The sequence below is a fragment of the Bradyrhizobium sp. BRP19 genome (genome assembly GCF_020194195.1).
GTDB lineage: Bacteria > Pseudomonadota > Alphaproteobacteria > Rhizobiales > Xanthobacteraceae > Bradyrhizobium > Bradyrhizobium yuanmingense.
In genome coordinates this window covers 121,791-134,885 of record NZ_JADYVZ010000005.1, presented here as the reverse complement: position 1 = coordinate 134,885, position 13,095 = coordinate 121,791, and the positions used below count along the sequence as shown (strand labels likewise).

At 65.1% G+C, this 13,095-nt stretch carries 15 protein-coding genes; 10 read left to right on the top strand and 5 right to left on the bottom strand.

What is annotated here, in order from left to right; genetic code table 11:
• The first annotated feature begins 74 nt into the window (after positions 1–74).
• Positions 75–641, top strand: a complete 567-nt coding sequence (locus I6F36_RS18150; protein WP_225147427.1) for a PAN domain-containing protein — start codon at positions 75–77, stop codon at positions 639–641.
• 109 nt (positions 642–750) lie between these two features.
• Here the strand turns inward: I6F36_RS18150 and I6F36_RS18145 are convergent, their stop codons facing one another.
• The 4 genes from I6F36_RS18145 to I6F36_RS18130 all read right to left on the bottom strand — a co-directional run bounded on the left by I6F36_RS18145 (position 751) and on the right by I6F36_RS18130 (position 4,177).
• Complete coding sequence (locus I6F36_RS18145) at positions 751–1,317, bottom strand: nucleotidyltransferase family protein (protein WP_035996550.1); 567 nt, start codon at positions 1,315–1,317, stop codon at positions 751–753.
• A 10-nt stretch (positions 1,318–1,327) separates the two neighbouring features.
• Positions 1,328–2,107: a signal peptidase I gene (gene lepB, locus I6F36_RS18140; protein ID WP_109142209.1), complete on the bottom strand. Its 780-nt coding sequence runs from the start codon at positions 2,105–2,107 to the stop codon at positions 1,328–1,330.
• Positions 2,104–3,531: a metalloprotease TldD gene (tldD, locus tag I6F36_RS18135; RefSeq protein WP_109145594.1), complete on the bottom strand. Its 1,428-nt coding sequence runs from the start codon at positions 3,529–3,531 to the stop codon at positions 2,104–2,106. Before tldD ends, lepB begins: the two co-directional genes overlap by 4 nt.
• Positions 3,532–3,643: 112 nt before the next feature.
• Positions 3,644–4,177, bottom strand: a complete 534-nt coding sequence (locus I6F36_RS18130; protein WP_035996576.1) for an invasion associated locus B family protein — start codon at positions 4,175–4,177, stop codon at positions 3,644–3,646.
• A 458-nt stretch (positions 4,178–4,635) separates the two neighbouring features.
• On the opposite strand from I6F36_RS18130, the gene coxB reads away from it, so the two are divergent.
• The 9 genes from coxB to I6F36_RS18085 all read left to right on the top strand — a co-directional run bounded on the left by coxB (position 4,636) and on the right by I6F36_RS18085 (position 11,735).
• Positions 4,636–5,490, top strand: coding sequence for a cytochrome c oxidase subunit II (gene coxB, locus I6F36_RS18125; protein ID WP_035996579.1), 855 nt, complete (start codon positions 4,636–4,638; stop codon positions 5,488–5,490).
• Positions 5,491–5,573: 83 nt separating this feature from the next.
• A complete protein-coding gene (gene ctaD, locus I6F36_RS18120; RefSeq protein WP_035996582.1) occupies positions 5,574–7,190 on the top strand; it encodes a cytochrome c oxidase subunit I in 1,617 nt (538 codons plus the stop codon).
• Between the two features lie 61 nt (positions 7,191–7,251).
• A complete protein-coding gene (locus tag I6F36_RS18115) occupies positions 7,252–8,196 on the top strand; it encodes a heme o synthase (RefSeq protein WP_035996584.1) in 945 nt (314 codons plus the stop codon).
• Entirely contained in the window at positions 8,193–8,369 is a 177-nt protein-coding gene (locus tag I6F36_RS18110; RefSeq protein ID WP_035996586.1) for a hypothetical protein, read from the top strand. The genes I6F36_RS18115 and I6F36_RS18110 overlap by 4 nt, the downstream gene beginning before the upstream one ends.
• A 5-nt stretch (positions 8,370–8,374) precedes the next feature.
• Positions 8,375–9,028 carry a cytochrome c oxidase assembly protein gene (locus tag I6F36_RS18105; RefSeq protein ID WP_225113005.1) on the top strand — a complete coding sequence of 218 codons (654 nt, stop codon included), beginning with the start codon at positions 8,375–8,377 and terminating at the stop codon, positions 9,026–9,028.
• Between the two features lie 78 nt (positions 9,029–9,106).
• Positions 9,107–10,003, top strand: a complete 897-nt coding sequence (locus I6F36_RS18100) for a cytochrome c oxidase subunit 3 (RefSeq protein WP_035996590.1) — start codon at positions 9,107–9,109, stop codon at positions 10,001–10,003.
• Between the two features lie 97 nt (positions 10,004–10,100).
• Positions 10,101–10,502 carry a DUF983 domain-containing protein gene (locus I6F36_RS18095; protein ID WP_035996593.1) on the top strand — a complete coding sequence of 134 codons (402 nt, stop codon included), beginning with the start codon at positions 10,101–10,103 and terminating at the stop codon, positions 10,500–10,502.
• Positions 10,499–11,254, top strand: coding sequence for an SURF1 family protein (locus I6F36_RS18090; protein WP_225157539.1), 756 nt, complete (start codon positions 10,499–10,501; stop codon positions 11,252–11,254). The genes I6F36_RS18095 and I6F36_RS18090 overlap by 4 nt, the downstream gene beginning before the upstream one ends.
• 115 nt (positions 11,255–11,369) lie before the next feature.
• Positions 11,370–11,735, top strand: a complete 366-nt coding sequence (locus I6F36_RS18085) for a nuclear transport factor 2 family protein (RefSeq protein ID WP_035996598.1) — start codon at positions 11,370–11,372, stop codon at positions 11,733–11,735.
• A gap of 1 nt (position 11,736) precedes the next feature.
• Here the strand turns inward: I6F36_RS18085 and I6F36_RS18080 are convergent, their stop codons facing one another.
• Positions 11,737–13,074 carry an ATP-binding protein gene (locus tag I6F36_RS18080; protein WP_225171890.1) on the bottom strand — a complete coding sequence of 446 codons (1,338 nt, stop codon included), beginning with the start codon at positions 13,072–13,074 and terminating at the stop codon, positions 11,737–11,739.
• Between the last annotated feature and the right edge of the window lie 21 nt (positions 13,075–13,095).

Sequence of the window (13,095 nt, the reverse complement as noted above, 5' to 3'; positions counted from 1 at the left end):
CCCATACAGGTTTGCGGCGATCAAATGATCGGCTGAAAAACCTGAGCGTCGTCAATAACTCGAAAGCTGTTCCGATGTGGAAGGGCCGCCTGTCCGGGGCCATCATGGCCAGCGCCGCGGCATGTGTCACGCTGCTTTCGCTTGCGTTTGCGAGCGCGCCGGCGCTTGCCCAGACGGCGTTCGACCGACCCGGCGGCGACTATTTCAGTACGCCCGTCACCTCCGGCGATCCCGAGGATTGCGCGCTGCTGTGCGAGCGCGATCGCCGTTGCCGCTCCTGGAGCTTCAACTATCCCGATGTCGAAGGCGGCTCGGCCGTGTGCTGGCTGAAGAACACCGTGCCGGCGCGCGTGCCGGGTAGCTGCTGTATCTCGGGCGTGCGCGGCGCCGGCGTGATCGAGCCGCGCGTGGAAGGCGTCGAGACGTCGATCGACCGTCCCGGCGGCGACTTGCGCAATTTCGAACTCAAGGATGGCGAAAGCGTCGAGGCGTGCAAGGCCGCCTGCATCGCCGACAACAAATGCCGCGCCTTCACCTATGCCCGCCCCGGCTACACCGGGCGCGAGGCGCGCTGCTTCCTGAAGAAGGAAATCAAGCCGCCGCGAAGGAAGGCGGGGTTCACGTCGGGCGTGGTGCGGTAGCATCCATACTCGTGCCCCGGACGCCATCAGCGCGTTTACGCGCGTCTTCGACGCGCTATGGCGGCGCTTCTTCAGCGCCGCACTGCAGAGACGGGACGCGTGAGGCACCTCACTCCGCCGCGATCACCGTGATCTCCGGCCACAGCGCTTTCCAGCGCTTAGCCTTCGCTTCGTAGTTCGCCGCGGAAAAATTCGGTCCTGGATTTGGCCGCGCGATCAGTGCCGCAATGTCGTCAAACCCGCGCGGTGCGTAGACCTCGTGGCCATCGCTTGCGCGCCTGACGCCGACCTGCGTGTTCTGCGTGAGGAAACGGTCGATGCCTTCCCTCGAGCTTCTCAGCGGCGGATAGGGCAGGCCGTGCTTGGCCGGGTACCACATGTGCACGCGGGCCTGGTTGCGGACCTCGATCTTGGCGCCGAGATGCGCGAGGCGCGCATGGAGGGTGCGGATCACCGCGTCCTCGGCCTCCCACGATGTGTCGGCGCCGAAATAGAACACGTCGTAATCGGCGATGCCGTGGTCGATCGGGCGCCCCGTGAGCACGTTCCATACCGTCTGCACCAGGCATCCCGACACCAGCCATGCATCCGGTAATGCAAGTCGATGCAGCTCGTCGGCGATCGCGGCGTTGACCGGATTGCGTAAGGCGAGCGCGAGGAATTCGTCCTTGCTCACCTGCGACCGGTCAGTGCACGGCGGTGAAGAACCGCGACAGCCTGAATCCGGACAGCCAGGTCCACACCGGCTGGCTGCGCATGCCGAGGTCCCAGGAGCCGACCACGGCGTCCGCACGTCCGATCAGATTGTCGATCGGCAGCAGGCCGACGCCGCCGGAGCGCAGCGGCACGCGGCTATCGGCGGAATTGTCGCGGTTGTCGCCGAGCACGAACAGATGCCCGGCCGGGACCGTCACCTCGGGCGTGTTGTCGAGCGGACCGCTGTCGCGCATTTTGAAGATCAGATGCGAGACGCCGTTCGGCAGCGTCTCGACATAGCGATAGGCGGGCTCGCTGCCGCCACGGTCGTTCTCGGCGGCACCGATGCCGTCGGGCTTCAGCTCGGCCGGACGGTCGTTGATGAAGAGCTGGCCCTGCCGCATCTGGATGCGGTCGCCGGGCAGACCCACGACACGCTTGACCCAGGCCTGCGAACGATCGCCGGGCCAGCGGAAGACGACGACGTCGCCGAGCTTCGGCGTCTCCGCGAACACGCGGCCGCTTTCCGGCAGGCTGATCTGGATCGGCAGCGACGAGGTGCCGTAGCCATAGGGGAATTTCGAGGCGAGCAGCGCATCACCGATCAGGAGCGTCGGCTCCATCGAGCCCGACGGCACGTAGAACGGCTCGGCGAGCGCACCCTTGGCGATGAAGACCGCGGCGACGATGCCGGCGAGCTGAGCGATCTGTCCGCCCCAGCCGCTGCTTTTGCGCTTGGGGCTGACCGTGACCTTGTCTTCAACGCTCATGCGCCGGTTCCACCCACGGTGATGCGTTCCATCAGCAGCGACGGCTGGCCGACGCCGACAGGCACGCCCTGGCCGTTCTTGCCGCAGGTGCCGATGCCGGTGTCGAGTGCGAGGTCGTTGCCGATCATGCGGATGCGATGCAGGTCGGTCGGTCCGTTGCCGATCAGCATGGCGCCCTTGAGCGGCGCCCCGATCTTGCCGTTCTCGATCTTGTAGGCCTCGGTGCACTGGAACACGTATTTGCCCGAGGTGATGTCGACCTGTCCGCCGCCGAAATTCGCGGCGAACACGCCGTTCTTCACCGAGGCGATGATCTCGGCCGGATCGCGGTCGCCGGCGAGCATGTAGGTGTTGGTCATGCGCGGCATCGGCACATGGGCATAACCCTGGCGACGGCCGTTGCCGGTCGGCTTCATGTTCATAAGCCGTGCGTTCTGGCGGTCCTGCATGTAGCCGACCAGGATGCCGTCCTCGATCAGCACGGTGCGATTGGTCGGCGTGCCCTCGTCGTCGATCGACAGCGAGCCGCGGCGCGAGGCGATGGTGCCGTCGTCGACCACGGTGACGCCCTTGGCCGCGACCTGCTGGCCCATCAGGCCCGCAAAAGCAGATGTCTTCTTGCGATTGAAGTCGCCCTCGAGGCCGTGGCCGACCGCTTCATGCAGCATCACGCCGGGCCAGCCGGCGCCGAGCACGACGTCCATCTCGCCGGCGGGCGCCGGAATCGACTCCAGATTGACCAGCGCCTCGCGCAGCGCGCCGTCGGCGGCCTCGCGCCAATTCCTGCTCTCGATGAACTCGGCATAGCCGGCGCGGCCGCCATAGCCCTTGCTGCCGCTCTCCTGGCGGTCGCCCTGGCCGGCGACGACGGAGATGTTGACGCGCACCAGCGGACGGATGTCGCGATAGCTCTCACCGTCGGGCCGCAGGATCTCGACGACCTGCCAGGTCGCGCCGAGACTCACGCTGACCTGCCGCACCCGCGGATCCTTGTCGCGCAGGTAAGCGTCGATCTCGGCGAGCAGCTTGACCTTGGTCTCGAAGCCCGGCGCATCCAGCGGATTGTCGTCGCCATAGAGGCGGACATTGGTATGCGGGGGCGGCGCCGAGAAGCTGCCGGAATAGCCGCCGCGCACGGCAGCAACCGCGTCCGCCGCGCGAATCAGCGCCGGCAGCGACACGTCGGAGGAATGCGCATAGCCGACCGCATCATCCTTGACGGCGCGCAAACCAAAACCCTGCGAGGTGTCGTAGGTCGCCTGCTTGAGCCGCCCATTGTCGAACATGAGAGCTTCGGTCTGGCTGTATTCCAGGAACAGCTCGCCGTCGTCAGCGCCGGAAAGCCCGCGCGCGACCTCGCTGCGAACCTGGTCGCGGTCGAGATTGGCACGGTCGAGCAGGGAGGTCGTGGCAGGATTGGTCATGCGTCCGTCCATTAGCCGGGGATGTGGGGCAAGATAATGGTTTCGGACCAGTTCCGCGAGAGCGCGAAGCCTCACATTACGGAAACAAAAGGATTGCCAAGGTTAGCCGCTGCTACGGCAGCTTGTCATAGCCCTCGCCGAGCCCGTTCAGGCTGAGCGGGAAGCCGATGCCTTCTTCCGGGGTCTCGAAGATGATGAAGGTCGCGGTCTTGGCGCTGCGGAGCTGACCGAGCAGCTTGTCCTCCAGGACGACCTCGGCGACGCAGCCGTTGGGCAGGCAGCGGACGAAGCCGGCGCGGCCGACGTCCTGGTTGTCGAGCTTGAGCCCGAGGCCGGAGGGCAACAGGACCCCGAGCGGAGCGACCACGCGCATCAGCCGGCTCTTCTGGTCGGCGGTCTTGAGCACGATCACGGTCAGGCCGGCATTGGAGCGGTCTTCCGCCACCACGCTCTGGATCAGGGCGCATTGCTCGGTCTGGGCGCCCGGCGGGGTGTCGCAGCGGATCTGCCAGTCGCCATGGACGGAGCGCACCGCGCCCTGCGCATGGGCGAGCCCCGGCAGCGCCAGCAGGACCATCGCAGCCACGAGGCCGGCGAGCGCCGGGAGGCCGTTCGCCGGCCTTGCCATCGATCTCGAAAGCCCCATCGGGTCGGTCCCTCTGCTCGCCTGGGTTGCTCGCGCTTGGCGGACTGATCTGGCGGACTGATACGGAATGACGGCGTCTTGAAGGCGATTCCCAAGCAAATTCCGCGCCGCCCACACCGCCATTGCCCGCACGAATCAGGCTGCCGCGTGGCAGTCTTCCAGTGCCTACCGCGGGCAATTCCGCTGTCAAGCCGCAGCGTCCCGGGAAACGGTATTTTTGTCTGATCTTGCTGGGAGATATCTTGCCGGTGATGGCTGGCAGGCGGGGCTCAAGACTGCATTGCGATAGATCAAGAATTATGGTTTGAGAGGCTTGATTTCGCGTTCTAGCGATCTGGCCCCAATTCCTCTTAGAGGTATTCTTGCGTGGCGGTTTGTCGGACTGGCGGATCGAATAAGCGTTTCCCGCAAGCAGGGGAATGCACGTGGGGTGATCTCGGAAGGGGAGCGCGAACGACATGAGGATGTCGATGGGTCGGGTGGGCCGGCAATTGCTGGGATTGGCCACCATCGCCTTGGTGGCGACTGGAGTCACGCTGGCGACGGGTGGTGCGGCCTTGGCCGAGCTCGGGCAGCCGGCGCCGTGGGAGTGGACGCTTCAGCAGTCCGGTTCCCCGGTGATGGACAACATCGTCTGGTTCCATAACTTCCTCTTCGTGCTGATCACTCTGATCACGCTGTTCGTCCTGGCGCTGCTCGTGATCGTGGTCGTCAAGTTCAACGCGAAGGCCAATCCGGTGCCGTCGCGGACCACCCACAACACGCTGATCGAGGTGGCTTGGACGCTCGTCCCGGTGCTGATCCTGGTCGGCATTTCGGTGCCGTCGTTCCGGCTGCTGTTCCTGGAGCTCGACATTCCGAAAGCGGACCTGACCGTGAAGGCGACCGGCAAGCAGTGGTACTGGTCCTATGCCTATCCGGATAACGGCAAGTTCGAATTCGATTCGCTGATGGCGCAGGACAAGCAGCCCCGTCTGCTCGGCGTCGACAACGAGATGGTGGTGCCGGTCAACAAGGTGATTCGCGTCCAGACCACGGGTGCGGACGTCATCCATGCGTTCGCGCTGCCGGCTTTCGGCGTCAAGATCGACGCCATTCCCGGCCGTCTGAACGAGACCTGGTTCAAGGCTACCAAGACCGGCATGTACTACGGTCAGTGCTCGGAACTGTGCGGCAAGGATCACGCCTTCATGCCGATTGCGATCCGCGTGGTGAGCGACCAGGAGTTCGCCTCCTGGGTCGAGACGGCGAAGAAGAAATTTGCGAGCGGCGGCACCAGCACCTACGCCTCCGCGGCCGGCCCGACGCAGTAAGCGCCGGGGGCGGCCTGAGGGACTGAAAGCGATAAGGGTGGGACCTCCAAAGGTCCGAATGGGACGCAAGGCAGGATTTGAAAATGGCAACGAGCGCAGCGGCACACGGCGATCACGCGCATCATGACGAGCATGCCCATCCGACCGGATGGCGGCGCTACGTCTATTCGACCAATCACAAGGACATCGGCACGATGTACCTGATCTTCGCGGTCGTCGCCGGCATCATCGGTGCGGCGATGTCGATCGCGATCCGGGCCGAGTTGATGTATCCGGGCGTGCAGGTCTTCCACGAGGCCCATACCTACAACGTGTTCGTGACCTCGCACGGCCTAATCATGATCTTCTTCATGGTCATGCCCGCGATGATCGGCGGCTTCGGCAACTGGTTCGTGCCGCTGATGATCGGCGCGCCAGACATGGCGTTCCCGCGCATGAACAACATCTCGTTCTGGCTGCTGCCGGCATCGTTCGCGCTGCTCTTGATGTCGACCTTCGTCGAGGGCGAGCCGGGCTCCAACGGCGTCGGGGCGGGTTGGACCATCTACGCGCCGCTGTCGACCTCGGGCCATCCCGGCCCGGCGGTTGACTTCGCGATCCTGTCGCTGCACCTCGCCGGTGCTTCCTCGATCCTGGGCGCGATCAACTTCATCACCACCATCTTCAACATGCGCGCGCCGGGCATGACCCTGCACAAGATGCCGCTGTTCGTGTGGTCGATCCTGGTGACGGTGTTCCTGCTGCTGTTGTCACTGCCGGTGCTCGCCGGTGCGATCACCATGCTGCTCACCGACCGCAATTTCGGCACGACGTTCTTCGCCCCCGACGGCGGCGGCGACCCCGTGCTGTTCCAGCATCTGTTCTGGTTCTTCGGTCACCCCGAGGTCTACATCCTGATCCTGCCCGGCTTCGGCATGATCAGCCAGATCGTCTCGACCTTCTCGCGCAAGCCCGTGTTCGGCTATCTCGGCATGGCCTATGCCATGGTCGCGATCGGCGGCATCGGCTTCGTGGTGTGGGCGCACCACATGTACACGGTCGGCATGTCCTCGGCGACGCAGGCCTATTTCGTCGCCGCCACGATGGTCATCGCGGTTCCGACCGGCGTGAAGATCTTCTCCTGGATCGCCACGATGTGGGGCGGCTCGATCGAATTCCGCGCGCCGATGATCTGGGCGGTGGGCTTCATCTTCCTGTTCACGGTCGGCGGCGTGACCGGCGTCGTGCTGGCGAACGCGGGTGTCGATCGGGTGCTCCAGGAGACGTACTACGTCGTCGCCCACTTCCACTACGTGCTGTCGCTCGGCGCGGTATTCGCGATCTTCGCCGGCTGGTACTACTGGTTCCCGAAGATGTCGGGCTACATGTACAATGAGGGCCTTGCCAAGCTGCACTTCTGGGTCACCTTCGTCGGCGTCAACCTGGTGTTCTTCCCGCAGCACTTCCTCGGCCTGTCCGGCATGCCGCGCCGCTACATCGACTATCCCGATGCGTTCGCGGGCTGGAACCTGGTCTCGTCGGTCGGCTCATACATCTCCGGCTTCGGCGTGCTGATCTTCCTCTACTGCGTGCTGGACGCCTTCATGAAGAGGGTGCCGGCAGGCGACAATCCCTGGGGTGCCGGCGCGACCACGCTGGAGTGGACGCTGTCCTCGCCGCCGCCCTTCCATCAGTTCGAAGTGCTCCCCCGCGTGCAGTAACCAATCCCCCGCGGCGCCCGTGACGGGCGCCGCGGCGCTGTAACGAAGCGAGTAGATCTAAGTGTCCGTCCTCGACCACAACGCCATCGACATCAATCCCCACATCTCCGAAGCGGAGGTTGGCGATTATCTCGCATTGCTCAAGCCGCGGGTGATGTCGTTGGTGATCTTCACTGCGCTGGTCGGGATGGCGATGGCCCCGGGGCATTTCCACCCGGTGCTGGCGATCACCTCGCTGCTCTGCATTGCCGTCGGCGCCGGTGCCTCCGGGGCGCTCAACATGGCGCTCGAAGGCGACATCGACGCCAAGATGTCGCGCACGGCGAACCGGCCGATCCCGCGCGGCCGCATCACCCGCCCCGAGGCGATGGCGTTCGGCATGACGCTCGCCTTCTTCTCGGTGATGACGCTCGGCATCCTCGTCAACTGGATCGCGGGTGCGCTGCTCGCCTTCACCATCTTCTTCTACGTCGTGATCTACACGATGTGGCTGAAGCGCTGGACCGCGCAGAACATCGTGATCGGCGGCGCCGCCGGTGCGCTGCCGCCGGTGGTGGCCTGGGCCTCGGTGACGGGCACGGTCGATGTCGAGCCGCTGCTGCTGTTCGCCATCATCTTCTTCTGGACCCCGCCGCATTTCTGGGCGCTGGCGCTGTTCCGCTCCGACGACTACGCGCGCGCCGGCATTCCGATGCTGCCGAACGTCGCCGGTCCCGACGCCACGCGTCTGCAGATCCTGCTCTACACCATCGTGCTGATCGCGGTCGCCGCCGCGCCCTGGGCGCTCGGCTATTTCGATGCCGTCTACGGCGTGGTTTCGCTGATCCTCGGTGCCGGCATGCTGGTGCTCGCCATCAACGTCTATCTCCGCCGCGAGCGCAGCCAGTCGCTGCGCGCGACCCGCAAGCTGTTTGCCTTCTCGATCCTGTACCTGTTCGCGCTGTTTGCGACCCTGCTGGCCGAGGTCGTGTACCGGGCGCTTGCTCCGATGGTTGGGGGCGCATGATCACCGCGATGGCCGACAAACCCGAGCCGGAAGGAATCGTCCTCACCGAGGCGCAGCGGAAGAGCCGTCGTCAGCGCTCCATCGCGATCGCTTTGGCGCTCGGCGTGCTCGTGGTGCTGTTCTTCGCCGTCACCATGGTCAAGGGGCCGGCCGTGCTCGTGCGGCCGATGTAGGAAATATGGATCACGAGCCCACCATATCGCAGGACGTCAGCGCCAAGCCGGGCCATCGCAACGTGGGCAAGGGCCGCGGGCTGGGGCGCGATGTGGTGGTCGCGTCCATCTGCGGCGGCGTGGTCGCGCTGATGGTCGGCGCCTCCTACGCGGCGGTGCCGTTCTACAATTGGTTCTGCCGCGCCACCGGATTCAACGGCACGACGCAGGTGGCGACCTCTGCGCCGGCCACGGGCCCGATCGCGCGGAAGATCTCGGTGCGCTTCGATTCCAACGTCGCGCCCGGCCTGCCCTGGAAGTTCGAGCCGGAGCAGAGCGAGATCGAGGTCAATATCGGCCAGGTCGTGACCGTCTTCTACACCGTGACCAACCAGGCGGCGCGCGCCACCGCGGGCCAGGCCGCCTATAACGTCGCGCCCCTGACGGTCGGCGCCTATTTCCAGAAGATCAACTGCTTCTGCTTCACCGAGCAGACCATGGCGCCCGGCGAGAAGCGCGAGATGCCGGTCGTGTTCTACGTCGACCCGTCGATCGCCGCCGACCACGAGAACGACGGGCTGAGCACGATCACGCTGTCCTACACATTCTATCCGGTGCGCGATCCCGTGGTGAAACCGCTGGCATCGGGCGAAGCCGACAAGCGCAAGGGAAATCTTTGACCGCAGGGCTCACGCGCAGGCGGTTGGACGCAAGGGGATAAGTGCCGGACAGGCACGGGATTGAGGAGAGAGACGGAAATGGCCACGGCGCACACCAAGCATCACGACTATCACCTGGTCGATCCCTCTCCCTGGCCGGCGGTCGGCTCGCTCTCGGCCTTCATCATGGCGGTCGGCGCGGTCGCCTGGATGCACCACATGTTCTCGGCGGCGCCGATCGTGTTCGGCGTCGGCACCGTGGGCGTGCTCTACACCATGGCGAGCTGGTGGGCCGACGTGATCAAGGAGGCCCAGTACAAGGGCGATCACACCCGGGTCGTGCAGCTGCATCACCGCTACGGCATGATCCTGTTCATCGCCTCCGAGGTGATGTTCTTCGTCGCCTGGTTCTGGGCTTATTTCAACGCGGCGCTGTTTCCGGCCGACGCCGTTCACGCCACCCGCGATGCGGTGTTCGGTTGCGGCCTCGGCACGCAGCCCGGCGCCTGCGCGGTCCCGGGCACCTGGCCGCCGAAGGGCATCGAGACCTTCGATCCCTGGCATCTGCCGCTGCTGAACACGCTGATCCTGCTCACGTCAGGTACCACCGTGACCTGGGCGCACCATGCGCTGCTCGAGAACGACCGCCAGGGCCTGAAGTATGGCCTGATCCTCACCGTCGTGCTCGGCGCGCTCTTCACCTGCGTGCAGGCCTATGAGTACGCCCACGCGGCGTTCTCCTTCGGCGGCAACGTCTATGGCGCGACGTTCTTCATGGCGACCGGATTCCACGGCTTCCATGTGCTGGTCGGCACCATCTTCCTGCTGGTGTGCCTGTTCCGCGCCTATGCCGGCCACTTCACGCCGAAGCAGCATCTCGGCTTCGAGTTCGCGGCCTGGTACTGGCACTTCGTCGACGTGGTCTGGCTGTTCCTGTTCCTCTGCATCTACGTCTGGGGACGCGGCGCCGAGACCATGGCCAGCGCCGCGCACTGAGCCCGATCGAACCGATCAGGAAGGGCGGCCGCAGGGCCGCCCTTTCGCTTTCCGGCCGCCCGAAGTTTCGTCGGAAACTGTGATAGAGTCCGCCATCATGAACGACAGTGCCGGCACACCCCCGTCCGAAACCACCGTCCTGCAAAGCGCGCTGCGTGGGCTTGCCTGCAAATGCCCGCGCTGCGGCCAGGGCAAGCTTTATGCGGGCTTTCTGACGCTCGCGCCCGCATGCGACCGTTGCGGGCTCGACTATGCCTTCATCGATACCGGCGACGGCCCGGCGATTTTCATCATCATGCTGGCCGGCGGCATCGTCGTCGCGTGCGCCCTCATCGTCGAAGTCAAATACCAGCCGCCATATTGGCTGCATGCGGTGCTCTGGCTGCCGCTCATCCTCGCCACCACGCTGTTGCCGCTGCGCTCGATGAAGTCGTTGCTGATCGCGCTGCAATTCCACCACAAGGCGGCGCCGGGCCGGTTGGTCGATCGCGCGAAATGAACGAGCCTGCGTCGCGCAAGGCCCCCGTGGCCGGCTTCGCGCTGTTCACGCTGTTCCTCACGGCTGTGTTCGTGGCGCTCGGTGTCTGGCAGCTGCAGCGCCGCACCGCCAAGCACGAGTTGATTGCGGCGCTCACCGAGCGGCTTGCGGCCGCGCCGGTTGCGCTGCCGCCGTCCGCGCAATGGGCCGCGCTCAATCCCGCCCGCGACGAATTCCGCCGCGTCAGCTTCACCGCGACCTACGCAGCCCTCCCCGATGCAATGGTCTATTCCTCCGGCTCGGCGGTGCGCAAGGACGCCTCCGGCCCCGGCACCTGGGCGTTCCTGCCGGCGCGGCTTCCCGGCGGCGAGATGGTCGTGATCGACGCGGGTTTCGTCGAGAACACGATGCAGGACCGCGGCGTCGAGGATCGCGCGGTGAACAAGCTCGTCACGGGCCAACCGGTTGAGCTCACCGGCTATCTGCGCTTTCCCGAGGCGCCGAGCTGGCTGACTCCGGCGGAGAATCGCGGCAAGCGGCTCTGGTTCGTGCGCGATCATCTGGCAATCGCAAGCGTGCTGGGCTGGGGCACGGTTGCGCCGTTCTATATCGATCTCGAACGGCCCGCGCCGGCGAACGGCATCCCGCGTCCGGGACCGCTCCAGGTGAATCTCAAGGACGACCATCTGCAATATGCAATCACCTGGTTCACGCTTGCAGGCGCCGTGCTCATCGCCTTCGGCGTGTGGGCAGGAGGCCGGCGGCAGAGCTGAGCTCATTGGCAGGTCCATCGAGGGAACCCGGTATCGCCCGGGGTTTATTATTCAGCGCATATTCACGAGGGTGGTTCTAAGCCGCCAATATTGTCCGCGGCAGATTGGGTGCGGCGTGAGTGATTTCGACCAGATGGGAATTATCGTCGACTGGGTGGATGCCTGCCGTAAGGGCGACCTCACAGCCCTGCTCGACCTCTATGCCGACGACGCGCAGCTCGAATGCACCTGCGACGGCGCGCGGCGCTTTCGTGGCCGGAGCGAGATCGAGGCCTATTGGCAGCCGCGGCTCAGCGCCTTCTCCTCGGCGGGGTTCGGGCTGGAAGAGATCAATCCCGCGCCCCACGGCGTCCACCTCGAATATTCCGTCGCCGGCGCGCTGCGCATTCAGGCCTCGTTCCGCTTCAGCCCGGATGGCAAGATCCGCAGCACGCTGTGCGAACCGGCGCGACAGAATGCGCATGATGGTTGCGCCTGCTGAATTAGCCTGGTGACGGAACGTCCCGCATCGTCTCCGCCGGAAGGCGGCAGCGCACGTAGGTTCGGTCATCCACGCGCAACAGCGATAGCGATCCGCTGAGCGCGCGCACGCGCTCATGCATGCCGGTCAGGCCCCGGCCGAAGACGTTGTCCGCAGGGAAACCGCCGCCATCGTCGGAGATCTCGACGACGAGCGTCTTGTCGGCAACCGTCGCCTGCACATGTGCGTTGCCCGCGTTGGCATGTCGCAGCACGTTGGTCAGTGCCTCCTGGATCACTCGATAGACGGTCTGCGCCAGCGGTCCGCCGATTGCGCTGAGATCGCGATCGATCGCATCCGTCAGCACGATATGAGGTGCCTGCTTGCGAAAATTCCGGAGCAGCGTTTGCACGCTGCTCGAAAGGCCGAGCTCTTCGATATAGAGCGGCCGCAGCCGGTCCAGGATGCGGCGGTTGGTCTGCTGCAGGGCCTCGACCGATTGCAGCAGGTCCTGTGCCGAATTGCCGAGATGTCCCGTTGGCTCGGAGGCATCGGTCAGCGCGATCGTGCCGGCGCGGATGCTGAAGAGGAGGGGTCCGAGCTCGTCGTGCAGTTCGCGGGCGAGATCGCGCCGCTCGTCATCCTGCAGCGACACCAGGCGGTGCATCAGATCGCGATTGTCCTGGCTGAGTTGCGCCAGTGTCGCTGCCAGCGCATTGGCTTCCTCGCAGCTCTGCCGGATCTCCGGCGGTCCTCCGACCGGGATCGGCCTTGCGTAGTCGCCGCGCCGAATCCGCGTAAGACCGTCGCCGAGATGTTGCAGGGGGCGCAGGGCCGAACCGGCGAAGACATAGGCAACGGTGCCGGTGAGCACCATCAGGACAGCGACCAGGCTGGTCAGCGCAAGGAAGCCGATCCACTTCTCGAACAAGTCGGCCGATATGTCCGGGAAGAACACGATATCGCCGACATGTCTGCCGTCTATGACGATCGGAAACGCCGCTTCCATCTCTGGTATGGTGATGAGGTCGACGAACCATTGCGGAACCTTCTTCAGGTTGCGCAAGTCTTTCGGAGAAGGCGGGGGACCTCCGTCCATGCGGCGGAATTGAATATTCGTGGAGGCGTCCAAGGACTGAACAAATGCATCGAGGGTCTTTTGCGGATTGTCCGATGCGCGCAGGGCGCTGTTGAGCGCGGCGGCGATGGTCTGGATCGAGCGTCGAGCCGGCTCGTGTTCATCAGCTACCTGACCTGGTGCAAATATCTGCAGTAATATGCCGCCCAGGATCAGGGCTGCGAGAAGGCTCGCGCCGAGCGGGAGAAACAATTGCGTTCGGAACGAAAGTCGTCGCCACATTAGGTCAATTCTAACGCGTAT